At 45.0% G+C, this 24206-nt stretch carries 25 protein-coding genes; 2 read left to right on the top strand and 23 right to left on the bottom strand.

The features are described 5' to 3' along the window. Window positions 1-89 precede the first annotated feature (89 nt). The 10 genes from ASV53_RS02000 to ccmA all read right to left on the bottom strand — a co-directional run bounded on the left by ASV53_RS02000 (window position 90) and on the right by ccmA (window position 8092). Window positions 90-944 (bottom strand): MlaA family lipoprotein, encoded by an 855-nt coding sequence (locus ASV53_RS02000; protein WP_094955886.1) that lies wholly within the window; start codon window positions 942-944, stop codon window positions 90-92. Between the two features lie 54 nt (window positions 945-998). Further along, complete coding sequence (gene ccmI / locus ASV53_RS01995; RefSeq protein WP_094955885.1) at window positions 999-2216, bottom strand: c-type cytochrome biogenesis protein CcmI; 1218 nt, start codon at window positions 2214-2216, stop codon at window positions 999-1001. Then, window positions 2216-2731 carry a cytochrome c-type biogenesis protein gene (locus ASV53_RS01990; RefSeq protein WP_094955884.1) on the bottom strand — a complete coding sequence of 172 codons (516 nt, stop codon included), beginning with the start codon at window positions 2729-2731 and terminating at the stop codon, window positions 2216-2218. The genes ccmI and ASV53_RS01990 overlap by 1 nt, the downstream gene beginning before the upstream one ends. Next, the gene (locus ASV53_RS01985) at window positions 2728-3282 is read right to left on the bottom strand and encodes a DsbE family thiol:disulfide interchange protein (protein ID WP_094955883.1); all 555 of its coding nucleotides are present in this window, start codon (window positions 3280-3282) and stop codon (window positions 2728-2730) included. The genes ASV53_RS01990 and ASV53_RS01985 overlap by 4 nt, the downstream gene beginning before the upstream one ends. After that, complete coding sequence (locus ASV53_RS01980; protein WP_094955882.1) at window positions 3282-5267, bottom strand: heme lyase CcmF/NrfE family subunit; 1986 nt, start codon at window positions 5265-5267, stop codon at window positions 3282-3284. The genes ASV53_RS01985 and ASV53_RS01980 overlap by 1 nt, the downstream gene beginning before the upstream one ends. Then, entirely contained in the window at window positions 5264-5749 is a 486-nt protein-coding gene (gene ccmE, locus ASV53_RS01975; RefSeq protein WP_094955881.1) for a cytochrome c maturation protein CcmE, read from the bottom strand. The genes ASV53_RS01980 and ccmE overlap by 4 nt, the downstream gene beginning before the upstream one ends. Further along, window positions 5746-5952, bottom strand: a complete 207-nt coding sequence (gene ccmD / locus ASV53_RS01970) for a heme exporter protein CcmD (protein WP_062689761.1) — start codon at window positions 5950-5952, stop codon at window positions 5746-5748. The genes ccmE and ccmD overlap by 4 nt, the downstream gene beginning before the upstream one ends. A gap of 7 nt (window positions 5953-5959) precedes the next feature. After that, window positions 5960-6691, bottom strand: a complete 732-nt coding sequence (locus tag ASV53_RS01965; protein WP_094955880.1) for a heme ABC transporter permease — start codon at window positions 6689-6691, stop codon at window positions 5960-5962. A 76-nt stretch (window positions 6692-6767) separates the two neighbouring features. After that, window positions 6768-7436 carry a heme exporter protein CcmB gene (gene ccmB / locus ASV53_RS01960; RefSeq protein WP_094955879.1) on the bottom strand — a complete coding sequence of 223 codons (669 nt, stop codon included), beginning with the start codon at window positions 7434-7436 and terminating at the stop codon, window positions 6768-6770. 5 nt (window positions 7437-7441) lie between these two features. Further along, the gene (gene ccmA / locus ASV53_RS01955) at window positions 7442-8092 is read right to left on the bottom strand and encodes a cytochrome c biogenesis heme-transporting ATPase CcmA (protein WP_094955878.1); all 651 of its coding nucleotides are present in this window, start codon (window positions 8090-8092) and stop codon (window positions 7442-7444) included. A 138-nt stretch (window positions 8093-8230) separates the two neighbouring features. Between ccmA and ASV53_RS01950 the strand changes: the two genes are divergently transcribed. Together ASV53_RS01950 and ASV53_RS01945 are read left to right on the top strand one after the other, a co-directional pair. After that, on the top strand, window positions 8231-9058 hold the full coding sequence (locus tag ASV53_RS01950) for a hypothetical protein (RefSeq protein ID WP_141226218.1): 828 nt from the start codon (window positions 8231-8233) through the stop codon (window positions 9056-9058). Next, the gene (locus ASV53_RS01945; RefSeq protein WP_062689753.1) at window positions 9055-9351 is read left to right on the top strand and encodes an EscU/YscU/HrcU family type III secretion system export apparatus switch protein; all 297 of its coding nucleotides are present in this window, start codon (window positions 9055-9057) and stop codon (window positions 9349-9351) included. Before ASV53_RS01950 ends, ASV53_RS01945 begins: the two co-directional genes overlap by 4 nt. Before the next feature lie 16 nt (window positions 9352-9367). On the opposite strand, the gene ASV53_RS01940 is transcribed toward ASV53_RS01945, so the two are convergent. The 13 genes from ASV53_RS01940 to flhB form a co-directional block, all read right to left on the bottom strand. Continuing rightward, on the bottom strand, window positions 9368-9799 hold the full coding sequence (locus ASV53_RS01940; protein WP_094955876.1) for a DUF2802 domain-containing protein: 432 nt from the start codon (window positions 9797-9799) through the stop codon (window positions 9368-9370). Continuing rightward, complete coding sequence (locus ASV53_RS01935; RefSeq protein ID WP_062689751.1) at window positions 9799-10290, bottom strand: chemotaxis protein CheW; 492 nt, start codon at window positions 10288-10290, stop codon at window positions 9799-9801. The genes ASV53_RS01940 and ASV53_RS01935 overlap by 1 nt, the downstream gene beginning before the upstream one ends. Window positions 10291-10312: 22 nt before the next feature. Then, window positions 10313-11773 carry a chemotaxis protein CheW gene (locus tag ASV53_RS25955; RefSeq protein ID WP_239928704.1) on the bottom strand — a complete coding sequence of 487 codons (1461 nt, stop codon included), beginning with the start codon at window positions 11771-11773 and terminating at the stop codon, window positions 10313-10315. Beyond that, on the bottom strand, window positions 11763-12542 hold the full coding sequence (locus ASV53_RS01925; protein ID WP_062688144.1) for a ParA family protein: 780 nt from the start codon (window positions 12540-12542) through the stop codon (window positions 11763-11765). Before ASV53_RS01925 ends, ASV53_RS25955 begins: the two co-directional genes overlap by 11 nt. Window positions 12543-12552: 10 nt before the next feature. Next, the gene (locus ASV53_RS01920; protein ID WP_094955875.1) at window positions 12553-13716 is read right to left on the bottom strand and encodes a protein-glutamate methylesterase/protein-glutamine glutaminase; all 1164 of its coding nucleotides are present in this window, start codon (window positions 13714-13716) and stop codon (window positions 12553-12555) included. A gap of 86 nt (window positions 13717-13802) precedes the next feature. Further along, window positions 13803-16109: a chemotaxis protein CheA gene (locus tag ASV53_RS01915; RefSeq protein ID WP_094955874.1), complete on the bottom strand. Its 2307-nt coding sequence runs from the start codon at window positions 16107-16109 to the stop codon at window positions 13803-13805. Between the two features lie 9 nt (window positions 16110-16118). Further along, the gene (locus ASV53_RS01910) at window positions 16119-16838 is read right to left on the bottom strand and encodes a protein phosphatase CheZ (protein ID WP_062688141.1); all 720 of its coding nucleotides are present in this window, start codon (window positions 16836-16838) and stop codon (window positions 16119-16121) included. Window positions 16839-16873: 35 nt separating this feature from the next. Then, a complete protein-coding gene (cheY, locus tag ASV53_RS01905; protein ID WP_048899792.1) occupies window positions 16874-17245 on the bottom strand; it encodes a chemotaxis response regulator CheY in 372 nt (123 codons plus the stop codon). A gap of 57 nt (window positions 17246-17302) precedes the next feature. After that, window positions 17303-18025, bottom strand: a complete 723-nt coding sequence (locus ASV53_RS01900; protein ID WP_094955873.1) for an RNA polymerase sigma factor FliA — start codon at window positions 18023-18025, stop codon at window positions 17303-17305. Next, window positions 18018-18905: a MinD/ParA family protein gene (locus ASV53_RS01895; protein ID WP_094955872.1), complete on the bottom strand. Its 888-nt coding sequence runs from the start codon at window positions 18903-18905 to the stop codon at window positions 18018-18020. Before ASV53_RS01895 ends, ASV53_RS01900 begins: the two co-directional genes overlap by 8 nt. After that, a complete protein-coding gene (gene flhF, locus ASV53_RS01890; RefSeq protein WP_094955871.1) occupies window positions 18898-20592 on the bottom strand; it encodes a flagellar biosynthesis GTPase FlhF in 1695 nt (564 codons plus the stop codon). Before flhF ends, ASV53_RS01895 begins: the two co-directional genes overlap by 8 nt. 126 nt (window positions 20593-20718) lie before the next feature. Continuing rightward, the gene (flhA, locus tag ASV53_RS01885; protein WP_062688135.1) at window positions 20719-22815 is read right to left on the bottom strand and encodes a flagellar biosynthesis protein FlhA; all 2097 of its coding nucleotides are present in this window, start codon (window positions 22813-22815) and stop codon (window positions 20719-20721) included. Window positions 22816-23066: 251 nt separating this feature from the next. Then, on the bottom strand, window positions 23067-24197 hold the full coding sequence (gene flhB, locus ASV53_RS01880; RefSeq protein WP_094955870.1) for a flagellar biosynthesis protein FlhB: 1131 nt from the start codon (window positions 24195-24197) through the stop codon (window positions 23067-23069). Between the last annotated feature and the right edge of the window lie 9 nt (window positions 24198-24206).

Raw genomic sequence — 24206 nt, 5'->3', positions numbered from 1 at the left:
ACTAAGATGGATATAAAAAATCCGAGTCACTTATTTCAATATAAGAGCTACTCGGATTTTTATTGATTCACGTTATGGGTACTGTGAAATTAGTAATCGTCGATCTCATCTAAGAATTCATCAGAGAAAGCTTCTTCTTGCGGCTCTTCATCAACAGTAGCACCACCTGTGGCTCTAAAGTTCTTATATTGAATATACGCATCACGAGTAAATATATAAGGATCAGGAGAGTCATCAAGAATCGATTCCTGCGAGACAAGAGCAGCACGTTTCTCTAACCCCTCTAGCGCCCACTTACCTGCACTTTGCCAGAACGTCAGTAAATTCAGTGGAAAATAAAGCCCATCTACAATATCACCGGTACCTTCCCGTAAGGTAATCGGCCCATAAATCGGTACCATAAAGTAAGGGCCATTTCCGACACCATAAGAACCTAATGAATCGCCAAACTCACGTTGGCCGGGAGATGGTATATTTGCTGCTGTCGCAATATCGATCAAGCCACCTAAACCAAATACCGTATTAAACCAAAAGCGATTAAAGTGAGTCGCAGCATTTTCTGGGTTAAGCATTATTAGGCTATTCACCATACTTGCAGGTTCTTCAAGGTTGGCGAAAAAATTAGCTAGACCAGAGCGTACGGGCACAGGGACATAATCGACATAAGCAATCGCGGCTGGACGAGCAATATAAGGGTCAAGATAGTTATAGTTTAGATCCCACATCGTTCGGTTTATACCTTCGAACGGGTCATACACTTGATTATCTAACGCGACCTCTGCTTCATAATCAATATGATCTGCGACAGTAACTTTGTTGGTTTCAGTAACATCATTCTCTAATTGCTCAGGTGTGTCAGCGCAGCCCACGAGAGACAATGATAAAAAAAGTGCCAATAGTGATGTAGTAACTGTTTCTTTTAACAAGCTTTCTATTTCATCCATAAAAAAAGCAGACTCAATAATAGTATCGAGCCTGCTCAATATATGCCAGTTTTGTTATTCGTATTGCTGATTAATTTTTACTTCTACGCTACTTCCAAGATCAACCGGTTGGCTTTCACCAAACCAATCACCTTGTTTCGTCATTACGTTACCATCAGTATCAATACGTGCCTTCACCATCAATTTAGATTGTGAAGATAACAAACGCTCAGGGATCATGCTGTCATTATCATCGAGCGTTATCGTTACTGGAAAGCTCCCTGATAATGGTACACGACGCGCGGCGATAGGCATTGGTGAACCATTCTCATCATGGGCAGAAATGATCAGTACACCTTGTTGCGGCAATTGAACACTAGGATCAAGGTCTACTGTAATAGACACTGATTTAGCTGTCACACCTGTCGGTGATAACTGAGCTTGCGCACGTTCAATACTGCGGTTCAACATTGGGGCACGAGGGTCATCTGGTGAGATTAGATTTTTCATCATGGTCCAGTATGAAATTGCTTGCTCAAACTTCCCATCTTCAAATGCATCAAAGGCCAGAAGAGACATCGCACGCACGTTAGTATGGTCACGCTTAATCACTGATTTAAGTAGGAAACGCACAAAATCAACCTGTGCAGGATCACCAATCATCATCAATGTCTGTGCATAACCAAGCTGGGTTTCAGTATCGTCAGGATTCAGATCATAAGCACGCTTCATCGCACTTTGTGATGTTTCGGCATCACGGTTTGCCATACCGACACGGCCAAGTAGTAGCCAGCCTGTTGCATCATCCGGTGTTGAATGCAAACGCGTACGCAAGGCAAGCGTCAGATCATTCATTTCCTCATCGCTAAGCGGGTCTTGAGCTTCACCCATCAAGCGTTGTGATAGCTCAGGTAGACGTGATGCGACCTCTTGCCATTCTTCAACCTTATTGAGGTTACCGACATTGAAGTACATACCATAGCTGATCATAATCATCACCAATACGCCGGGGATAACTAGTCCTGCTGATACATTGTTTTCATGCAATTCTTTCTGTTCGGTAACATCATCAAGTAGCGATTGCTGCAGTTCAGTCACAAGATCGCCTTGCTTCTCGACAATACCTTCGCTTGTTTCTAGTTCGATTTCACGCACGCGATCTTTATAAAATGCTTTATTAAGCTCGTCACGGCTTGCAACTTCATCTTCCTCTTTACCTGAGTAAATTGGCACAACAAAGACAGCAACCGCGATCAGAATCAAAACGACCGTGGCAATCCAAAACAACATCATTATTTTTTCACCTTATCGTTTTTATTCTCTGTGTTTTCCATTTCAGCAAGCAAAGTTTTAAGGCGCTTTGCTTCTTGTTCATCGAAATCATCCGCTTTTGCTGTGTTATCAGTTGCAGTAGTGCGGCGAGAACGCATCACCAGTACAGTGAAACCAATTGCGATAAACAAAAAAGGACCAAGCCAAAGAATAATCGTCGATAACATTACTGGTGGTTCATAAGTTACAAAATTACCGTAACGGGCAACCATGTAATCAACGACATCTTGCTTTTCTTTGCCTTGCTGCAGCATATCATATACTTTCTGGCGCATATCTTGTGCCAGTGGGGCATCAGAGTCACCAATGGTGTTATTCTGACACTTAGGACAACGCAGGGTCGCTGTTAGCTCTTGGAAAGCTTCTTCCTGAGTGACATTATCGAAAGTATGTACTTCAATCGCAGCATAGGCAGGCAGTGAAGCCGTTAATACCAAAAGTAAACTCGCGAGCATAATGGAAAGTCGTTTCATCATCCTTTTGCCTCCTCAAGTAACGCTTGATACATAGGTTGCAATTTTTCAGACCAGTTACGCGGGTTAACATCCCCGACGTGTCGGTAACGAATAATGCCATTCGCATCGATCAAGAAGGTTTCTGGCGCACCATATACGCCCAGATCCATCCCAAGCATGCCGTTACCATCAAACAGGCTATGAACATAAGGGTTACCCAGTTCATTCAACCATTGCACCGCTTTTAAGCGATCATCTTTGTAGTTCAGGCCTACGATCTTCACACCATCAGCTGACAACTCATTTAGGTAAGAGTGCTCGGCATAACACGTTGGACACCAAGTTGCCCATACGTTTAGCAATAATGGCTCACCTTTGAAAATCCCTTGTTCGTACAACTTGCCTGCTTCAACTAAATCTTCCAACTTAAATTGAGGAACAGGTTTGCCTACTAAGACTGATTCCAATTTAGTGGGATCATCACCGCCAGCATTGCGCGTTAATTGAACAAGGAACATCACAACTAACCCAATAAACAGAGCTAGTGGGATAAATAAGACTTTTTTATTCATCAGTTCACCTCAGCTTCTTGAGCATCACTTGATTCTGGTTGCTTCGCTTTTTTACGGAAACGGTAGCGCTTATCACTAATTGCAATTGCGCCGCCCAATGCCATTAAGGTTGCACCGAACCAAATCCAGTTCACAAATGGTTTGTAGTAAATACGTACCGCCCAAGCGCCGTCGTTACCCAGTTTCTCACCCATAGCAACATAAAGGTCGCGGGTAATACCACTGTCAATAGCAGCCTCGGTCATCATAGAACGCGCTACGCTGTAGAAACGTTTTTCTGCATGAAGTGTCGTTACACGTTTGCCCGATTTAGTAATGTTAAAGTCAGCAATATAACCGTCGTAGTTTGGACCGTCAGCATCGCGCACACCGGCGAAGTGGAAGTCGTAACCTTCAACGTTGATGGTTTCACCCGGCGCCATACGAACATCACGTTCTAGATCATAGTTAGACACAAGCGCGATACCAATAACGGTAACAGCCATACCTAAGTGACCTAATACCATAGCCCAATGGCTTCGGCCTAGCTTACCTAACCCCGTCATTAGACTATGGCGATGCGTTGCTCGCTCATAAACTTCATAACATTGCAGTGTAATAATCCAAACCGCCATCGCAACACCCAGTGCCGCCATCACTTGGAATTTATCGGTCAACAAGTAGATAGAGCCAATTGCAAACGGTACAGTGATCAAAGCTGAAATGATCATTGGTTTTTTAATACTCGACATCTGATCGCGTTTCCAGCGAACCAGTGGACCGATACCCAAAATGAAAGCAAATGGGATCATTAACCAAGTAAACAAGGTATTAAAGAATGGCGCACCGATAGATACCGAGCCCAAACCAATTTGTTTATGTACAAGCGGTAATAAAGTACCGATTAATACCACTAACAGGCCAGCAACTAACAATAAGTTATTCGCTAACAGTAGGTTTTCACGTGACAGCAAGCTGTAGTTACCACGAGAGCGAATTTGACCGCCACGCAGAGCGTAAAGCAGTAACGAGCCGCCAATAACAACAACCAAGAAACCTAAGATGAACATGCCACGTGCAGGGTCAGAAGCAAAGGCGTGAACCGAGACCAATACACCAGAACGCACAAGGAAAGTACCCAGTAAGCTCAGTGAAAATGCTGAGATGGCTAACAATACTGTCCAAGCTTTAAATGTACCGCGCTTTTCTGTCACAGATAGCGAGTGCATTAATGCCGTACCCGCAAGCCATGGCATAAATGAAGCATTTTCTACTGGATCCCAGAACCACCAGCCACCCCAGCCTAATTCATAGTAAGCCCACCATGAACCTAGTGCGATACCCAATGTTAGGAAAGACCATGCTGCGATTGTCCAAGGGCGAGACCAACGCGCCCAAGCCGTATCAAGACGGCCAGTCATTAGCGATGCAATCGCAAATGCAAACGCAACCGAGAAACCAACATAGCCCATGTAAAGCATTGGTGGGTGAATGATCAAACCAGGATCTTGTAGAAGCGGGTTAAGATCACGACCATCAACAGGGAAATAAGGAAGCGTACGCAGGAATGGGTTTGAGGTAACAATAATAAACAGTAGGAAGCCCACTGAAATCATTCCCATGACTGCCAATACGCGTGCTACAGATTCTAGCGGCATACCACGGCTAAAACGAGCGACAGCAGCAGCCCAACCCGCTTGGATTAATACCCAAAGCAGTAACGAACCTTCGTGTGCACCCCAAACTGCGGTTATACGGTAGTACCAAGGCAGTAAAGAGTTTGAGTTACTTGCAACATACGTGATCGTAAAATCGTTGCTATAAAATCCCCAACACAGGATAACAAACGAGATCATCAGCATACCAAACACACCATGTGTGAGTGGTCGTGCTGTCCGCATCATTGCCTGATTTCCGGTCGTTGCACCATAGAGTGGGTAAATGCTCGCAAGCACCGACAACCCTAGCGCAATGATCAGAGCAAAGTGCCCTATTTCAGCAATCATTGTGTACTACCTTGCGTTTGTTCTTTTGAATATTCAAGCGGTGCGTGTGTTTTTTCCATTGCTGCTGCAACTTCTGGCGGCATGTATTCTTCATCATGCTTCGCTAACACTTCATGCGCTTCAATCGTTGTTGCGTTAACTAACACACCTTGCGCTACAATACCCTGACCTTCACGGAACAAGTCAGGTAGGATGCCGTCATACGTAACGGTTACTGACGGGCCAATATCAGCCACATCAAAACTTACTTGTAACGACTGAGGGTCACGACTGACTGAACCTGCAACCACCATACCGCCAATACGTAAACGCTGCCCAACCTCTGGTTTTGTACCATCAGGTTTACCATTCACAAGTTCGGTCGGGGTATAGAACAAGTCCATATTTTGATTTAATGCATACAGCATTAAGCCAATAGTTGCACCGAGGCCAACGACTAACGCTAACACCAAGGTTAAGCGCTTTTTACGTCTCGGGTTCATAGTGTGTTCTCCAGTTTTTTCGCATCTTCAATACGCTGCTCACGCGCAATTTTATTTTTAAGCTCCGCCATTAAACGGCGCTTTTTTTGTAAGCTCGACAATAAAATCCAAAGCATCGCAAGGAAAGAGATACCGTAAGCGCTCCACACGTAAGAGGCATAACCCCCCATCGCTAAAAAGTCGCTAAATGATTCAAAATGCATACTTTCCTCACTTTACTAACTGACGGACCCAAGGGCGATGACTTTCACGCGCAATAATTTCACTGCGCAAACGCACCAAAGTAACCGCACAGAAGAAACAAGCAAAGCCAATAATGTTTAGCAATAAAGGCCACAGCATTGAACTGTCCATCGATGGCTTATCAAATTTGGTAATGGTCGCACCTTGGTGCAAGGTATTCCACCACTCGACTGAGAAGTGAATAATAGGCAGGTTAATCACACCAACAATCGCAAGAATACCCGCAGCTTTAGCCGCTGTTTTTTGATCATCAAATGCACTGTATAGTGCGATAACACCCAAGTATAAGAATAAAAGAATCAATTCAGAAGTCAGGCGAGCATCCCATACCCACCAAGCGCCCCACATAGGCTTACCCCAAATTGCCCCTGTAAGTAGTGCAATAAACGTAAACACAGCACCAATAGGTGCCATTGCCGCAGCAGCCATATCCGATAGGCGAATTTGCCATACTAAGCCAATAAAAGCGGCAATCGCCATCGACATGTATGCGCCCATCGACCATATAGCAGCCGGTACGTGCAGGTAAATAATACGGAAACTATCGCCTTGCTGATAATCACTTGGCGCGTAAGCCAGCCCCCAAACGGAACCTGCGATAATAGATATCAGTGCGATAGCGGAAAACCAAGGTAACAACTTGCCGCATAAGCGGTAGCAGTTTTCAGCTTTTGCGTAGGGATGTAGCCACTTCCACATAAATCAACTCTACTCAGTCTAAATGTAACAGTTATAAATATAATTATATTACTCACTGCAACCACAAAAGTTGCAATCAGTTCACGCTAATTCGAAGCGAGGCAGCAACCGCAAACGGTGATAACGTTGCTGATGCCACCAGCATGGCGCCCATTAAGGCTAATTGGCCATTGTATGGCATGCCTAGGCTCGCTGCATCAATCGCCGAGGTTGCAAATATAAGCACAGGAATATAAAGAGGCAATATGAGCAAACTCAATAAAACACCACCTTTACGTAATCCCACCGTTAATGCCACCCCAATCGCGCCTAGAAAACTCAACGTTGGTGTACCAATTAACAGGGTAAGCACAACGGCTTTCCATGTTGCCCAATCCAGCGACAATAAAATCGCAAGCAGAGGACTTATAATTAATAGTGGCACACCCGTCAGTAACCAATGCGCTAACATTTTCGCTAATGCCAACACAGGTAATGGCGTTGGCATCAACATCATTTGCTCTAATGAACCGTCGGCATAATCATCACGAAACAAACGCTCAAGTGATAACAGTGCTGCCAATAGTGCCGCAACCCACACAATGCCCGGTGCGATACGAGCAAGTAAATTAGGCTCAGGTCCGATCCCTAATGGAAATAAGGTAATAACGATAATGAAAAACCACAATGGGTTAAACACATCGGCCTGACGACGAAAGGCAATTAATAGCTCACGACGAATAACCTGAGAAATAGCATTCAACATTCGGCTTACTGCCCCAATTTTATTTTTCTTAGTTGATCACTGTCTGTAAACATATCTTGGTGCGTGGTCAACAATACGATGCCACCACGTTGCGCATGCGCTAAAAACAAACGCTCTAATACACGAACACCTTGTTTATCTATCGCGGTGAGTGGCTCATCAAGCACCCACAATCGATGATTACTTATCCATAACCTTGCAAGAGCAACACGTCGTTGCTGACCTGCAGATAATTGACCCGCCGGAACATCTTCACGCCCGGCTAAGCCCACATGGGCTAATGCTTGCCACAAGGCATCATCACCAAATACTTGCGCACTGCCGCCTAACGGTGACTCACCAACCTCAGTATGCATTGCTTGGAAAAAAGCTAAATTTTCAAATGCTGTCAGTTCGCGCTTTACACCGGTTTGATGCCCTAAAAAAAGCAACTCTTGATGATATTCTTCACGGGCACTCAGTATATCTTCCTGATTCCAGCATACTCGACCTTCATCGGTATTACCTAGCCCTGCGATGATACGGAGCAACGTAGTTTTACCCGCACCGTTATGGCCTTCGATTTGCACTAACTCACCGCTTTCAACGGTAAAACTTAAGTCATCGAACAGTACACGTTCATCACGAATACAGCTTAACTTTTCTACTGACAACATACGAAATGATGTATCCTAGGTGACACAATTAAGCACGCATATTACCACATCGGACGGACATATTGTTAGCGACCCGATTATCTAGATTAAGGGTGAAGGTAAGTATTTGTGAACCCCGTACACATCAACAAAACGTTAATGGCTATAGTAACTAGCGATAGACAAGTCAATACAGATAAAGTGCGATTAAATGGCCAAGTTGTTGATACAAGTCAATCAGTTAACACTAAAGTGGTAGAGCAGAACCCACATCAAAGGCTGCAAACTTTATTAACAAACCTGCCTGCACTGCAACGTTTTGTTGCACTTTTGTCATCGTTAAATACGACGTCGACTACGCCACAAAACTTTACTCAGCAAATACTCTCTCAGCTTCTTTTGCCGAATAATCAGGCAACTCTTATTCCTTGGTTACGCCAAGGGGCTGGGCAATCAGCCGTTCAAATGCTACTTCAACAATTAGCTATACCCAATAGTACGGTTTACCAGTGGCTATCCGATCTCTCACCCAGCGACCAAAATGACTTTAAAGCTTTACTTCGCTTAGCCGCAGAACAACGTGTAGCGCTTAATGCACAGCAAGATAGTGATATCCCGACAGTATTGCAGTTACACCTCGCGCAGGCACAAGGAAAAGAAATTAAACTACATGTCTGGAGAGACAAAGCGAAGAGTGGCTCACAAAAAAATGAGAAACAAGAAAGTTGGCATATTGACCTCACGCTTCCCATTGGTGGCAGTGAAACGTTAATCACCAAAGCCGTGTGGAAGAATCAGCAACTACATCTCCTTTTCAGTAGTACGTCAGCACAACTACTACAACGTACAGAGCTGCTAGCCCCTCACCTCACTCATCGAATGCAATCACTGGGTATAGCCACTTCAAATATGAGTTTCAAACAAGAAAGCAAAACGTTTGATAGCGAGCACAATACGACGTATACAGGACTGATCGCCAAAATATGAGCTATTCAAAACATGCTGTTGCATTACACTATGATGGCCGAACAGCACCACAAGTCACCAGCAAAGGGACAGAGCAGCTTGCCGAGCATATTATTGAGCAAGTTAAACAACAAGGCGGGTTAATTCACGAAGATCCCGTATTGCTGGAGTATTTAAACAAGCTTGAGGTCGGTGATACCATTCCAGAGCAACTCTACGTCATCATTGCAGAGCTTATTGCATTTTCATGGTTCATAAACGGAAAAACCCCGCCCGGATGGGAAGGGTCTGAAAACATCGATACTGTCGTGTAAACGACAGGTAGAATACTTAGCGGCGGCGAGTTTGTGATATTTGCTGTAATCGCATCAGCAATTCAGCTTCTGCTTTTGGCAAATCACACTCTTCCATCAACTCATTAATATCCGCACCAAGCTCAACCATTTTATTGGCTCGGCTATACAAGCGTCCATCAGGATCTTGCATTGATATTTCACTTTGACGATCAGCTAACATTTCTTGATGATCTGCTATTTCGGCCATTTTTTGGCTCATACCCATGGTACCTACACGCAGTTCATTGAACTGTTTAGTGAGGCTTTCATGTTGCTGACGTGCATTTTTTGCCACAAGCTCCATCGCCGAAAATTTAGCTTCTAAGGCTAAACGGGCTTTTCGCTCACGGCCAAGTAACACAAACAGTAAGATAAGCGCAATCAACGAGATACCAAGAGGTAACCATTGTATGACCAAATCAAGCATTATAGGTACGCCATCTCGTCCCATTCATCATCGTTAAGCAGCTTATTTAAATCCACTAGGATCAGCAGCTCACCGTCGCGGTTACTTACGCCTTGAATGAACTTAGCGCTTTCTTCAGTACCCACACTTGGAGTGGTGTCGATTTCTGAGCTACGTAAATAAACAACTTCTGCAACGCTATCAACCAAAATACCAATCACTTGTTTTTCGGCTTCAATAATAACGATACGGGTATTGTCTGAAATCTCACCCGGCATCAAGCCAAAGCGAGAACGAGTATCGATCACCGTTACAACATTACCACGTAGGTTGATAATACCAATCACGTAGTCTGGCGCACCTGGTACAGGTGCAATTTCAGAGTAACGCAGTACTTCGCGTACCTGCATTACGTTAATACCGTAAGTTTCATCTTCCAGTTGGAAAGTAACCCACTGTAATACTTGATCGCCGTCTTCTTTTTGAATTTCGGCTACACTCACCTGCGACATGCTGTTTCCTCTTGGGGCCTACTCACTGAATACCCTTAACATCAAGCCCTGCATTGAGCATTTTGATAAGTTCTTCGACGTGAATTAAAGCACACATTTTTTCTTTAACCATTCCAGCAAGCCAAGGTCGTTTTCCAACCTTTTCTCGCCAACGAATACTCTGTTTTGTTAAGGTTTCAGTACCGTGGAGCTTATCACATGCTAACCCCCACTTACTTTCACCCAACATGACGATATAGCGATAGTTCTCTTTATGTTCGTCAGAGCTTAACTTTTCTGGCATTACCCACCGTGCAGTATCAACAACATCATGCTGTAACTCACGGCTCGTTAATAAGCCAAGATACCACTCTGGTCGGCCTAACAAATGGTTTAACTCACCCATTTGATGAATACCGCCCAGTTCTGTTAACGACACAGCAAATGTCACCCCACAAGCTTCAAAAAAGAGCGCTTGAAACTCACTACCTAACTGCGATTCTGCAGTTTTCTCGGGTGGTATGTCACTGCCAACTTGTGTCGCTAGCTGAGATTCTACATTGTTATTAACACTTAAGTTCGCAACAGTGTCAGTCGCAACTGAAGGGGTTTCCTCCACTTGCTCGATAATTTCTGGCTCTGGCTCTGGCTCTGCAAGCATAACGTCATCTTGCGCTGCTGCAAGGAACTCTGCTTCGGTCACATTATCAATCAAGGCATCGCTGTCTTGTTGAATCGCAGTTTGCATACTCACCATTTGATCAAGCAGACGTTGTACGCCTTGCATATCAGGTTGAGTATGCTCCATGACGACTGGCGTAAATGACGCCAAATTACGGGCTTCTACACGCTGTACTGATGGCACCCAGTTAGATGCTTGTGACTGACAGTGTTGTGTCAGCGAAAATGATGAAACAAGTGATGGTGTTAAACCATCGACATTCACTTCTAAATTTACTGACGTCGAGTCATCGGCAAGCGATTGACTCGCCAATACTTCACCATCATCGTGGTGTGTATTGCTAGCTTGTGCATCTTCAGCGATCTTACCATGCGTACTGTGCGTCAGTTCAATCGTTGAAAAATCATAATCCGCATTTCGACTTGCCGACATTTCCAAGGCAAGATCATCGACAAAGTCATCTAAGCTATCGACCACTTGCGAATTATCTTCACTTTTTTGATCGTAATTAGTGAGTGAACCATCAACTTGAGCGGGTAACACAGATAAATCATCCGTCGGTTTGACCTCCCAGTCACCTAACCCAGGCTGTTGATCTACAACATCGTCACTTACACCAATATTATCTGATTCATCACTATCGGTTGCCGTAACATCAATATCTGCTGGCAGTTCAGTTAGTTGAGATTCGATCTCCCCACTTGTATCTGCCTCACTTTCAATCGTGCTTTCTGCTTCAAGCTCTTCTTCTGGCTCAATCAACAGATCGAAAAAGTAATCGTCCAGTGCTTGTTCACTGGATAATCGTTTTTTATCGCTCATCTTGTTCTAACCGCAGGAGATAATTTAATAATGTTTTATAGGCAAAGACACCACGGCAACTACGAGCAAAGTAGGATGGTGGCATATGCTTGATGCTGGCATCACGAAACTTAGTGTCAATTGGTACAGCGGATGCCCACACTTGATCAGGGAAACGCACCTTTAATTCTTGCAAGGTTTGCAAAGAAGCACGCGTTCGCTTGTCGTACATGGTTGGCACAATTGTGACCCTGAATCCGTTAGGCTGTGACTTTTGCATAATATGCAATGTACGCATCATGCGTTCAAGCCCTTTCATCGCCAGAAATTCGGTTTGTACCGGGATCAAAATACGATCACTGGCTGCTAACGCATTGACCATCATTACACCAAGGATCGGTGGACAATCGATCAGCACATAGTCGTAATCATCAACCAAACTGCGCAATGCTTTTTTCAGCACCAACCCCATACCACCACGGCTACCCATGACGCGATCTAATGTCGCTAGCGACATATGGGCAGGGATAATATCAATGCCCGGATAATTAGTCTGCATCACCAGTGGCATCACGGTGTTGCGGGTAATCTCCGTTAACTGAAACAAATCAAATAAGCTTGCAGGCACATGATCTGAATCGATGTTCAAATACGTGCTCAACGACGCATGGGGATCGGTATCAACCAACAACACACGTTTATTTCGCTCGCTGAGTAACCCAGCAAGCGCAACTGTTGTCGTTGTTTTACCAACACCACCTTTTTGGTTAGCAATGCTCCAGACTAACACGCGGTGCTCCTCACCCTAGTCCTAACTCGACTAAAATACGTTCAGATATACGCTCAAGCGGTAAGTCTTCCGTTGAGATGTTAGCTTTAGCAACCGCTTGTGGCATGCCGTAAACCACACAGCTTTCTTCGTCTTGTGCCCAAATAGTTGAGCCACCGCTTTTCAGCATACGACAACCTTCACGGCCATCAGCACCCATCCCCGTAAGGATCATCGATAGCACTTTATCTTGATAAATCTTCGCTGCAGAGCCAAAAGTAACATCAACACAAGGTTTGTAGTTCATGCGCTCACCGCCATCAATGATGCGAACGCGGGTTGAACCAGGACGACCTTCAAGCATCATTTGCATGCCACCTGGCGCTAGATAGGCCACGCCAGGTTTTAGTACGTCGCCATCAGCTGCTTCTTTGACTGAAATCTTACACAGATTATTCAAACGCGCTGCAAAAGCTGCAGTAAAAGTAGCAGGCATATGCTGCACTAGTACGATCGGTAATGGGAAATTGGCAGGCAGTTTAGTTAACACTTTCTGAAGCGCTACTGGACCACCGGTTGACGTACCAATCGCCATTAACTGATATTTTTTACCTGTTGCTTTAAAACGAGCAGCAACAGGTTTGATTGCAGGACGAGGGGCAACTGGCGTACGAGTTGCTGTCGCTGATGTTGCTGGACGCGTAGCTAAAGAACGTGCGCCATCACGTGAAACGGGGTCGCGCGGTGCGATTGTCGCCGTTGTAACGGGACGAACTGCAGTACGACGCATCATAACGCGCTTACGTGCAATTTCAATTACGCGTTTTTGTAATAAGCTCACAGCTTCATCACGATTACGCGCAATATCTTCAAACTTTTTAGGCAGGAAATCTAACGCACCGGCATCTAAAGCATCCAAGGTCGCTTTAGCACCATCATGTGTTAGTGATGAAAACATTAAGATTGGTGTCGGTGTGCTTTTCATAATTTCACGCACAGCCGTAATACCGTCCATCACCGGCATTTCGATATCCATGGTAATAACATCAGGACGAAGTTGCTTTGCAAGATCGACTGCTTCTTTACCATTTACAGCGTTACCAATTACTTCCAGTTGTGGATCTGAGTTTATAATTTCACTCACACGACGACGAAAAAAACTTGAGTCGTCCACTACCAATACTTTAATTGCCATCTACTTATTGTCCTGTTGCTCCGGATACCCGGAAAAAGAATTAGGAACAAATGCTCCTAATTCTTTTGATTTATTATTGTTTTATCTTAACGACCAGCGTAATGCTTCAGCAAATTTGGTACATCAAGAATCAGGGCAATATGACCATCACTGGTAATCGTTGCACCCGCCATACCTGGCGTACCTTGAAGCAACTCATCAAGCGGCTTAATAACCACTTCTTCTTGACCAATCAAAGTATCGACCACAAAACCAATACGCTGATGACCAAGCTGAACGATAACTACATGGCCGTGTTTACGTTCGCGTTTAGGTAAGCCAACACCACTCAACCAATCTTGGAGGTAGAACAGTGGGATAGCTTTATCACGCACAATCGTCGTTAACTGACCATCAACCACATTGGTCTTACGCAGATCAAGGTGGAAAATCTCGTTCACGCTGGCTAATGGCAATGCAAATGGCTGCTCAGCAACACCCACCATCAAGGTCGGTAGAATCGCTAACGTCAACGGTACTTTAATGTCAATACGGGTGCCTTTACCTAGCGCTGAATCGATAAAAATCGAGCCATTTAGCTGGTTGATACCCGTCTTAACAACATCCATCCCTACACCACGACCAGAAATGTCAGAAATTTCTTTTTTGGTCGAGAAACCAGGTGCAAAAATTAAGTTGTACGCTTCGTTGTCCGATATACGAGAAGCCGCATCGGCGTCCATCACACCACGTTCAACCGCAATCGAACGTAGTTTATCAGGATCCATACCGCCACCATCATCTTCGATGGTTAAGAGGATATGATCACCTTCTTGTGATGCTGAAAGCAGAACTGTCCCGGTTCGAGGTTTACCCGCTTTTTCACGTACATCTGGCATTTCAATGCCGTGGTCTACCGAGTTTCTCACTAAGTGGACCAATGGATCAGCAAGTGCTTCAACCAAGTTTTTATCAAGGTCGGTTTCTTCACCACGCGTTTCGAGCACGATATCTTTTTTCAAAGCACGTGCTAAATCGCGTACAACGCGCGGGAAACGGCCAAAGACTTTCTTTATCGGTTGCATACGCGTTTTCATTACCGCGCCTTGCAGATCAGCCGTGACTACATCTAAGTTAGCAACCGCTTTCGACATGTCTTCGTCGTTATTATTCAGACCTAAGCTAACCAGGCGGTTACGTACTAATACCAGCTCACCCACCATATTCATGATGGTATCTAGCGTTGATGTATCGACACGTACCGTTGCTTCTGCTTGTGCTTTAGCCTGCGCTGGTTTTGCTGGTGGCGCTTTACGTTCAGCCACTGGATTAGCTGCAGGTGCGGAGACCGCAACTGGCGCTGGCGTAGGTGCAACAGGTGCAGCAACAACTGGCTTAGCCACTGGAGCTGGAGCCGCAGCAACCGAAGCTGATGCAACAGGTGCAGGTGCAACAGGCGCATCATCTGCAATCATGTCAGCGATAGGCTTAGTGGCAAAATCGAGCTCATCAGGTGATGGACCTTTACCTGAACCATGAAGTTCATCCAGTAAACGCTCAAATTCATCGTCTGACATTAAGTCGTCATCGCCTGATGTTGCAGTAATTGACACTGCTGGCTTAGGCGCAACAACTGGCGCTTCAGCCACAGGAGCTGCTACTGGTGTATTCGAGCCTGGTGCTTTTCCTGAACCGTGAAGTTCATCCAGTAAGCGTTCAAATTCATCATCGGTAATATCACCGCTTTCTGCCTGAATTTGATTAACAATATTTTCGGCTACAGGTGCTGGTGCTGAAATAGCAGCGTCTGACGGGCTATTACCCACACCATGAAGTTCATCTAATAGACGATCAAACTCATCTTGAGTAATGTCATCAACTGAGTTACCAGCAATAATACTATCGCTTGGAATGGTTGATGCAGGTACTTCAATAGGCGCTTCGACTACAGGAGCAACAGGCTCTGGAGTTGCCACAGGTACAACAACGTCTTCCACAACAGGTGGATTCAGTTCAGCTTCCGTTGGCGGCTGGCTATAACGGTGAAGCGCTTCCAACAATGTTTGATTTGCTGGGTCCAATGGCTCGCGCGCTTGAACTTGGACAAACATGGCATTAATGGTATCTAACGCTTCTAAAATCACGTCCATCAGTTCAGATGTAACTTGACGCTTACCGGTGCGAAGTAAATCAAAGATATTCTCAGCACCATGACAAGCATCAACAAGCTCAGCCAATGATAAGAAACCGGCACCACCTTTTACGGTGTGAAAACCGCGAAAAATCGCGTTTAGAAGTTCACCGTCATCTGGACTACGTTCTAGCTCCACAAGCTGCTCCGAAAGCAACTCTAGGATTTCTCCTGCTTCAATAAGGAAATCCTGCAGGATATCTTCATCTAAATCAAAGCTCATATAATTCCCCTAAAATCCAAGGCTCGACAGCAAATCATCAACATCATCTTGTGAAGACATTACATCTACACGTTCTTCGCTGTTGATAATTGGCCCTTCTGGGGCAATAGTTTGTGCTTCCGTTAGGGCTTCAGCTTTGTCATCTTGTTCCATGTCAAAGGCTTTCAGGATATCAACTAACTGATCTTCCACTTCATGGACGAGCTCAATCACACGGCGAATAATCTGCCCGGTGAGATCCTGAAAGTCTTGCGCCATTAAGATTTCTGTCAGTTGACTACGAAGTTCACCGCTATCGCCTTCAACTTGCGTTAGCAATCCATCAATGTTGTGGCAAAGCGTTTTAAACTCGTGCAGCTCGATCTTACCTACCATTAGTCGCTTCCACTGAGGCTGAACTAATAGCAAGTTATCGTGCAACTTATCCGCAATAGGTAAAGTATTTTCTACTGCATCCATCGTTTTATTTGCCGCCTCTTCAGTGCGGTCAATAACATACGATAAACGCCCTCTCGCATCTGGAATTTCAGTTTTAGCAAGATCACAAATACGCGGGTCAAGACGGAAATTCTGCAACGAATCATGCAATTGACGGGTCAATTTCCCAACTTCGTCATACATTGGATCGCGGCTTTCATTAACGGCAGATAAAACGAGTTGATTCGCTTCATCTTGTTGTCCGTCTTCAAGCAGGCTGACAAGCTGTTTCGCTTGAGCAAGTGTTATCATTATTATGTTTACCTGTTAGCGTCTGACAGACAGCATTACTGCATACGTTCGAAAATTTTATCCAATTTTTCTTTAAGCGTTGCTGCAGTAAATGGCTTAACAATGTAACCATTAACACCGGCTTGAGCGGCTTCAATGATCTGCTCGCGTTTTGCTTCCGCGGTGATCATTAAGACAGGCAGATGCTTCAATTCATCATCAACACGGATGTGTTTAAGTAGATCAATCCCTTGCATGCCAGGCATGTTCCAGTCAGTCACTACGAAATCAAAACCACCTTTTTTGAGCATAGGTAATGCGGTCAATCCATCATCCGCCTCTTGGGTGTTATTAAAGCCCAAGTCACGTAAAAGGTTTTTAACGATGCGGCGCATTGTTGAGAAGTCATCAACAATGAGGATTTTCATATTTTTGTTCAAAGTTGCCTCCACTGAGGTCACAGTGTTTTTATAATATTCTAATTTTTACGCAGTCCAAGCTGTGAGCTTAGCGCGCAAGCGTTGCATAGCCTGACTATGAATCTGACACACTCGGGATTCACTAACCCCAATAACAGCACCGATCTCTTTTAAGTTGAGTTCTTCATCATAATAGAGCGACAGTACTAGTGCTTCACGTTCAGGCAAGGTTTTAATGGCTTCAGCCAATGAATGACGGAAATTATCATCCACAACACCTTGAAAGGGAAGATTTTCCTCAAGCGATTCCTCGTTGGCAATCGCATCTTCTGTCACACCAAGATCATCCATACCTATCAAGCGACCACAATTTACATCATTTAAAGCCTGATAGTATTGATCCAGTGTCATTTCGAGATGTGTCGCAATTTCCTGATCGTTCGGGTCGCGACCTAGCTCTCCTTCAAGCACCGAGATTGCTTCGGTGATACGTCGGCTATTTTTATAAACCGAACGTGGCACCCAATCCCCACGGCGAATGTCATCAAGCATTGCGCCCCGAATACGAATTCCAGCAAATGTTTCAAAACTCGCCCCTTTTGTTGGGTCATAGTTTTGTTGTGCCTCAAGCAGGCCAATCATGCCTGCTTGAATTAAATCTTCAACTTGCACACTGGGAGGAAGCCGCCCCATTAAGTGATGTGCAATCCGCTTAACCAAGGCCGAATAGCGCATTACGAACGCTTGCGGGCTCTCTTGGTAACGGCCATAGGTTAACGCTTTATTCACCGATAGGTACCTCTGTTGGCGTTGGTTTCACTAATAACCGCTCAACAAAGAACTCAAGGTGGCCACCAGCACTGGTTGGTACTGGCCAAGTAAGCGCTTTGTTCGCCAGTGAATTTAACGCTAATGCTGCAGGACTTTTAGGGTAAGCTTCAACCACAATTTTTTGACGCTTTACAGCCTGACGAACTTTATCGTCCAGTGGCACGCAAGCAACCAACTCGAGGTTTGCACTTAAAAAGCGTTCAGTAACACGGGTTAGCTTGGCATATAATTCTCGCCCTTCACGGTAACTGCGTACCATGTTGGCAACAATTTTGAAGCGCTGCACATCGTATTCTCGGCTCAGGATTTTAATCAGCGCATAAGCATCGGTAATGGATGTTGGCTCATCACAAACAACGACTAGCACTTCTTGTGCTGCTCGCGAGAAGCTCAATACCATGTCTGAAATACCCGCTGCGGTATCCACCAACAACACATCGACGTCATCATTCAAGCTACCGAATGCACGAATTAACCCAGCATGCTGTGCAGGGCTTAATTCTGCCATGTTTTGGGTACCTGACGATGCGGGAATAATTTTCACACCGTATGGACCTTCTACAATAATATCTTGTAGATCACACAGGCCAGCTAGCACATGAGACAAGTTTCTGCCTGCACGTAAACCTAGCATGATATCAACGTTAGCCAGCCCCAAGTCGGCATCCAATACCATGACTCTTTTACCTTGGCGGGCCATTGAGATTGCCATGTTGAGCGTGACGTTAGTTTTACCTACTCCACCTTTACCGCCGGTAACAGTAATAACTTTGGTAGAAGACAGTTTAGTCATACGGCGTAAGCCGCTCGCTTGATCGTGCATCATGTTCTCAATCATAAAAATCCGCCGCCTGGTTTTCTGAATTGTCGCTACTCCAGAAGTGAGGTTGCTGACTAATTTCTTGTTCTAATAGTTCGTTGGCTCGTGCGACCAAAAATTTGCCTGTGGCAACTTTTATGTCTTCTGGCACACGCTGACCATCGGCCAAATACGCAATAGGGAGTGCATTCTCTATGGTTACACACATCACCTCACCCAAACTTAATGCTTCATCAAGTTTGGTTAACACACAACCAGATAACGGTATACGACGGAAATGTTCAATCGTTTCATGTAATACTCGACGCTGTGCCGTTGAAGGTAATACCAACAAACTGCGGATTTGAGCGCCACTGTTTTGCATGAGTGTATCAAGCTGTTCTGACAGGCGAATATCGCGCTGTCCCATCCCTGCTGTATCTAATAAAACTAATCGTCGATGCCGTAACTGATGAAGTATATCGGCCAGTTCTTCCGCATCTTTAGCAACTCTTACCGGACAGCCTAAAATTCGACCATAAGTAGATAATTGCTCGTGCGCACCAATACGATAAGTATCGGTTGTCACCAGTGCGATCTCTTCTGGGCCGTAGTCCATTGCGGCACGTGCGGCTAACTTCGCGATGGTCGTGGTTTTTCCTACCCCTGTAGGGCCTAATAAAGCGACCACCCCACCCGTTTCTAAAATACAGTCATCGGTGGTAATAATTTGATCGGCTAATAAACCGAGTAATGCGGGCCAAGCTTCATGAGCTGGCACGTCTTCTGGGATGTAACAAGCAAGCTGATCACTCAGTTCTGGTGATAGGCCCATTTTCTCTAAGCGTTTAATCATCATGGCGCGCATTGGCTCACGACGTTCAACCTCTTGCCACATCAAGCCTGATAATTGGTGCTCTAACAAACGGCGAATCGAAGCCATTTCACTGCGCATCGCATCAATATCTTCAGGGCGTGATGGCGATTTAGAATCATAACGTGATGGGTCTAAACGGTTGTTACGCTCCCCCATCGGTGAACGCGATGCCGTATTATTTTGACCGCCTTGGTAACCACTACGCTGATTGTGGCCCCAATCAGGCTTATCATCATAATTTTGAGAATTTGGGCGCTGGTAATTACCAATATCTAATGCATGTTTGGCTGGTTGGCGTTTACCTAAGCCACCATTAGCATGGCCGCTATTAGCTTGAGAACCATAACCATTAGAGCCTGACTGCTCACGCATGCCTACATTATTACGACTTTGCATCGGTTGACGGGCATGTTGTGGCTGCTCATGTCGTTGGCGTGACGGTTGTTCTTCACGGTCATAACCGTAATCACGTCCACCGTTGCTGTGCTTAGATTGGCGCTTTAATAACGCAGATAATGAATCTTCTTCGCTGCGGTTTTCCGCTGAAGATTCATTATGGCCTTGATAATTCTGTAGCATGCTGGCGAATCGGCTACCTGCCGATTGTTTAAGCTGTACTTTATCATCAGCCAATTTACGCTTCGCTTGACCTAAGCGATTCGCTAACTCATCACGGGCAGGAGACGGTGGCGGCGGCTGATTGCCAGAGTCAGTGTCAACTGCGGCAACAATCTCCACTCCGCCAGTGACTTTTTTATTCGACATGATCACCGCATCTGAACCAAGTTCTTCCTTCACTTGGCTCAATGCTGTTCGCATATCTTTTGCAAAAAATCGTTTAATCTTCAATCTAATATTCCCGTCAAATGGCGCTTTACCACATTGTCAGACTCATTAAGCCAGCCTCAGGCTGGCTTGATAAAATTGTTACTAGACCCCTATCGGTAACACACAGAACTATAATGTATTACAGGGTTAATTCCCCACGGCGTTTACAATTCGAATTTGCTTTTCATCTGGCACTTCTTGGTAAGAAAGCACCCGTAAACTTGGGATGGTATTCTTTACGAACTTCGCGAGAGTTGAACGTAGTACACCTGATGTCAGCAGTACTGCGGGCTCCCCTTTCAGCTCTTGCTGTTGGGTGGCTTCTGCTAACGAGCGCTGTAATCGCTCGGCCAAACCAGGTTCAATACCTGTAGACTCACCACCCGCAGATTGCATTGTTTGATGCAATATTTGTTCCAACTCTGGAACCAAAGTAATAACAGGCAACTCTGGCTCTATACCGTTGATTTCTTGAACAATTAGTCGTTTTAATGAAATACGAACAGCTGCCGTTAATATGTCAGGATCTTGACTCTTGGGTGCGTACTCGGACAAAGTCTGAACAATCGTTCGAATATCACGGATTGGAATGCTTTCATTAAGCAAGTTCTGCATCACTTTAACAACCACACCAAGCGATATTTGATCCGGCACAAAGCCTTCCACCAATTTAGGTGTGGACTGCCCTAGCATCTCAAGTAAGTTCTGGACTTCTTCATGGCCGAGCAATTGTGCGGCACTATTTGTGAGGATCTGACTAAGGTGCGTTGCAAGTACTGTCGCAGAGTCCACCACGGTATAACCTAACGCTTGGGCATGTTCCCGCTGAGACTCCATAATCCACACGGCTTCTAAACCAAAAGCAGGGTCAGTGGTGACTTCACCATCAATAGAACCAAAGACTTGGCCTGGGTTAATGGCTAATTCCATGTTGTGGTGAATATTGGCCTCACCACAAGCAACCCCCATCAAACTGATGCGGTAACTGTTAGGCGGCAGTTCTAAATTATCGCGAATATGAACAGGTGGAACTAAGAAGCCAAAATCTTGAGAAAGCTTCTTACGTACCCCTTTAACACGGTCAAGTAGCTCACCGCCCTGCTCTTTATCAACCATAGGTATCAAGCGATAACCAACCTCAAGGCCAATAATATCAACAGGTTGAACATCATCCCACGACAACTCTTTCTGTTTTGGTGCCGCAGCAAGTTCGGTGGATGCCTCATCCTTTTCAACCAACGCCGCCGCTTGTTCTTTTTTCACTCGCCAATAAGCCATCAATCCAATCAAGGCAGCTAGTAGCAGAAAAGGAACATGTGGCATCCCCGGCACAATCCCCATCACAAACAAAATGCCACCAGTGATAATTAAAGCTTGCGGGTTATTGAATAACTGGAAGTAAAGCTGCTGCCCCATATCTTCGTCAGTATTTTGACGGGTCACCATCATGGCAGCGCCAATCGACAATAACAATGACGGAATTTGAGCAACCAGGCCATCACCTATGGTCAGTAAGCTATAGATTTCGAGCGCTTCACCAAACGCTAGGCCATGCTGACCCATGCCGATCACCAAACCGCCGATAATGTTGATACACAAAATCAAGATACCAGCGATGGCATCACCTTTGACGAACTTCGAGGCACCATCCATCGAACCATAGAAGTCAGCTTCTTTCGTCACTTCACTACGGCGAGTTCGCGCTTGGTCCTGATCGATCAAACCTGCGTTCAAATCGGCATCAATTGCCATTTGTTTACCGGGTAATGCATCAAGGGTAAAACGGGCACTTACTTCCGAAATACGGCCAGCACCTTTGGTTACAACCATGAAGTTGATGATCATCAAAATCAGGAAGACCACTAAACCAACCGCATAGTTACCGCCAATAACAACAGAACCAAAAGCATCAATAACCTGGCCAGCAGCCGCCGAGCCCTCATGGCCATAAAGCAACACCACACGCGTAGAAGCTACGTTCAATGCCAATCGTAATAATGTGGCAATCAGTAGCACCGTAGGAAATGCCGCAAAATCCAGTGGGCGGCGGGTATAGATGGTGACAAGCAATACCACCATCGATAATGCGATATTAAAAGAAAACGCCATATCCAACAGAATCGGAGGCATTGGCAAGATGATCATCGCGAGCGTTGCTAACACCATAACGGGTGCGCCAATGGCAGGCATTGCTTTTAAACGAGACAGCGGTAATTTCGCCGCTAAAGACGTTAGAAGTTTCATTAAATCGCTATTAATAATGTCGCATAGGAAATTGGAATAATAATTGTCAGGCTATTTTAAGGCTTTCGTCTTAAAAACGAAACACCAAAGCAACAATCATGCCCAATCGATCGTCATTTTTTTGACAGAAAACATAATTTGAAGCAGCTCACAGTATAACAATTGGTGATGCAAATATGTACAATTTAATATTGAACAACTCGCATTGTTTTATGTTTATGCTATTGATGCCGAGAGATTTACAGAAGGCTTTAGTAACGAAGTTCAGTCGGAATATTATTTGCCTCTTTTGAAAGTACGGGCTTTTTACCTTGCCCTTTTCGATACTGTTTCAACTGATAAACATAAGCAAGCACCTGAGCAACCGCGATAAATAATCCATCCGGTATTTGTTGTTCTAGTTCCGTGGTGTGATAAATCGCTCGTGCTAAAGGAGGCGATGGGACGATATCAATTTTATGCTTATTGGCAACTTCTCTAATTTTAAGAGCTAAATGATCGGTTCCCTTCGCGATGACCACAGGTGCACCATCTAACTCAGTGTTATATCGCAATGCCACCGAGAAGTGTTCCGGGTTTGTTATCACCACATCAGCTTCAGGCACGTCAGCCATCATTCGACGCTGAGCCATCTCCCGCTGAAGCATACGAATACGCCCTTTAACTTCAGGTTTACCTTCACTGTCTTTATATTCATCCTTTATTTCTTGTTTCGTCATTTTTAGCTGTTCGTTGTGTTGCCAAATTTGATAAGGCACATCAATGGCGACGACCACCAGCAAAGAACAACAAATCAATAGCACGAAGTCCATTAAGAGTTGCAAAGCATGATAGAAATTATTAGGGAATAACTCTGTACTAATCAAAAACAAATCATTAATACTGCTGTACATCAAATACAGCGCAACCCCTGCTACCAGCAGCACTTTAAGGATCGATTTGATCAGCTCAACCCAACTCTGAAGGCCAAACATTCGCTTGAAGCCGCTCAGTGGGCTCATTTTTGATAACTTGGGACGCGCCGCTTCCGCAGAAAAGCTCACTCCCCCTAATGCAGATGCTCCAATTAAGGCGCAGACAAACAAAAAAGCCAAGACAATAAACAACGGCATAGCAATGTGCTTGAGAGATACGAAGATCATCGCAAACAATTTACTGACATCGAAGATTTCTTCACGAGACAGGGTGAACATTTTTGTCATAATGGCAATCAAGCCATGTGCTAGCGACTCGCCAAACCACATCAGTGATACAGCACCTGCCACTAATACGGCAACGGAAGCTAATTCTCTTGAGCGCGGTACTTGACCTTTTTCTCGCGCCTGCTCAAGCCTTCGGGGCGTGGCCTCTTCGGTACGTTCCTGACCGTCAGAATCTGACATCTCTGCTTC

This window comes from Photobacterium sanguinicancri (genome assembly GCF_002265265.1).
Classification (GTDB): domain Bacteria; phylum Pseudomonadota; class Gammaproteobacteria; order Enterobacterales; family Vibrionaceae; genus Photobacterium; species Photobacterium sanguinicancri.
This window is presented reverse-complemented; position numbering and strand designations above follow the sequence as displayed.

Excerpts from the sequence above, each read along its gene's own strand:
- ASV53_RS02000 (WP_094955886.1), bottom strand. The coding sequence starts at position 944 with ATGGATGAAATAGAAAGCTTGTTAAAAGAAACAGTTACTACATCACTA.
- ccmI (WP_094955885.1), bottom strand. The coding sequence starts at position 2,216 with ATGATGTTGTTTTGGATTGCCACGGTCGTTTTGATTCTGATCGCGGTT.
- ASV53_RS01990 (WP_094955884.1), bottom strand. The coding sequence starts at position 2,731 with ATGATGAAACGACTTTCCATTATGCTCGCGAGTTTACTTTTGGTATTA.
- ASV53_RS01985 (WP_094955883.1), bottom strand. The coding sequence starts at position 3,282 with ATGAATAAAAAAGTCTTATTTATCCCACTAGCTCTGTTTATTGGGTTA.
- ASV53_RS01980 (WP_094955882.1), bottom strand. The coding sequence starts at position 5,267 with ATGATTGCTGAAATAGGGCACTTTGCTCTGATCATTGCGCTAGGGTTG.
- ccmE (WP_094955881.1), bottom strand. The coding sequence starts at position 5,749 with ATGAACCCGAGACGTAAAAAGCGCTTAACCTTGGTGTTAGCGTTAGTC.
- ccmD (WP_062689761.1), bottom strand. The coding sequence starts at position 5,952 with ATGCATTTTGAATCATTTAGCGACTTTTTAGCGATGGGGGGTTATGCC.
- ASV53_RS01965 (WP_094955880.1), bottom strand. The coding sequence starts at position 6,691 with ATGTGGAAGTGGCTACATCCCTACGCAAAAGCTGAAAACTGCTACCGC.
- ccmB (WP_094955879.1), bottom strand. The coding sequence starts at position 7,436 with ATGTTGAATGCTATTTCTCAGGTTATTCGTCGTGAGCTATTAATTGCC.
- ccmA (WP_094955878.1), bottom strand. The coding sequence starts at position 8,092 with ATGTTGTCAGTAGAAAAGTTAAGCTGTATTCGTGATGAACGTGTACTG.
- ASV53_RS01950 (WP_141226218.1), top strand. The coding sequence starts at position 8,231 with ATGGCTATAGTAACTAGCGATAGACAAGTCAATACAGATAAAGTGCGA.
- ASV53_RS01945 (WP_062689753.1), top strand. The coding sequence starts at position 9,055 with ATGAGCTATTCAAAACATGCTGTTGCATTACACTATGATGGCCGAACA.
- ASV53_RS01940 (WP_094955876.1), bottom strand. The coding sequence starts at position 9,799 with ATGCTTGATTTGGTCATACAATGGTTACCTCTTGGTATCTCGTTGATT.
- ASV53_RS01935 (WP_062689751.1), bottom strand. The coding sequence starts at position 10,290 with ATGTCGCAGGTGAGTGTAGCCGAAATTCAAAAAGAAGACGGCGATCAA.
- ASV53_RS25955 (WP_239928704.1), bottom strand. The coding sequence starts at position 11,773 with ATGAGCGATAAAAAACGATTATCCAGTGAACAAGCACTGGACGATTAC.
- ASV53_RS01920 (WP_094955875.1), bottom strand. The coding sequence starts at position 13,716 with ATGGCAATTAAAGTATTGGTAGTGGACGACTCAAGTTTTTTTCGTCGT.
- ASV53_RS01915 (WP_094955874.1), bottom strand. The coding sequence starts at position 16,109 with ATGAGCTTTGATTTAGATGAAGATATCCTGCAGGATTTCCTTATTGAA.
- ASV53_RS01910 (WP_062688141.1), bottom strand. The coding sequence starts at position 16,838 with ATGATAACACTTGCTCAAGCGAAACAGCTTGTCAGCCTGCTTGAAGAC.
- cheY (WP_048899792.1), bottom strand. The coding sequence starts at position 17,245 with ATGAAAATCCTCATTGTTGATGACTTCTCAACAATGCGCCGCATCGTT.
- ASV53_RS01895 (WP_094955872.1), bottom strand. The coding sequence starts at position 18,905 with ATGATTGAGAACATGATGCACGATCAAGCGAGCGGCTTACGCCGTATG.
- flhA (WP_062688135.1), bottom strand. The coding sequence starts at position 22,815 with ATGAAACTTCTAACGTCTTTAGCGGCGAAATTACCGCTGTCTCGTTTA.
- flhB (WP_094955870.1), bottom strand. The coding sequence starts at position 24,197 with ATGTCAGATTCTGACGGTCAGGAACGTACCGAAGAGGCCACGCCCCGA.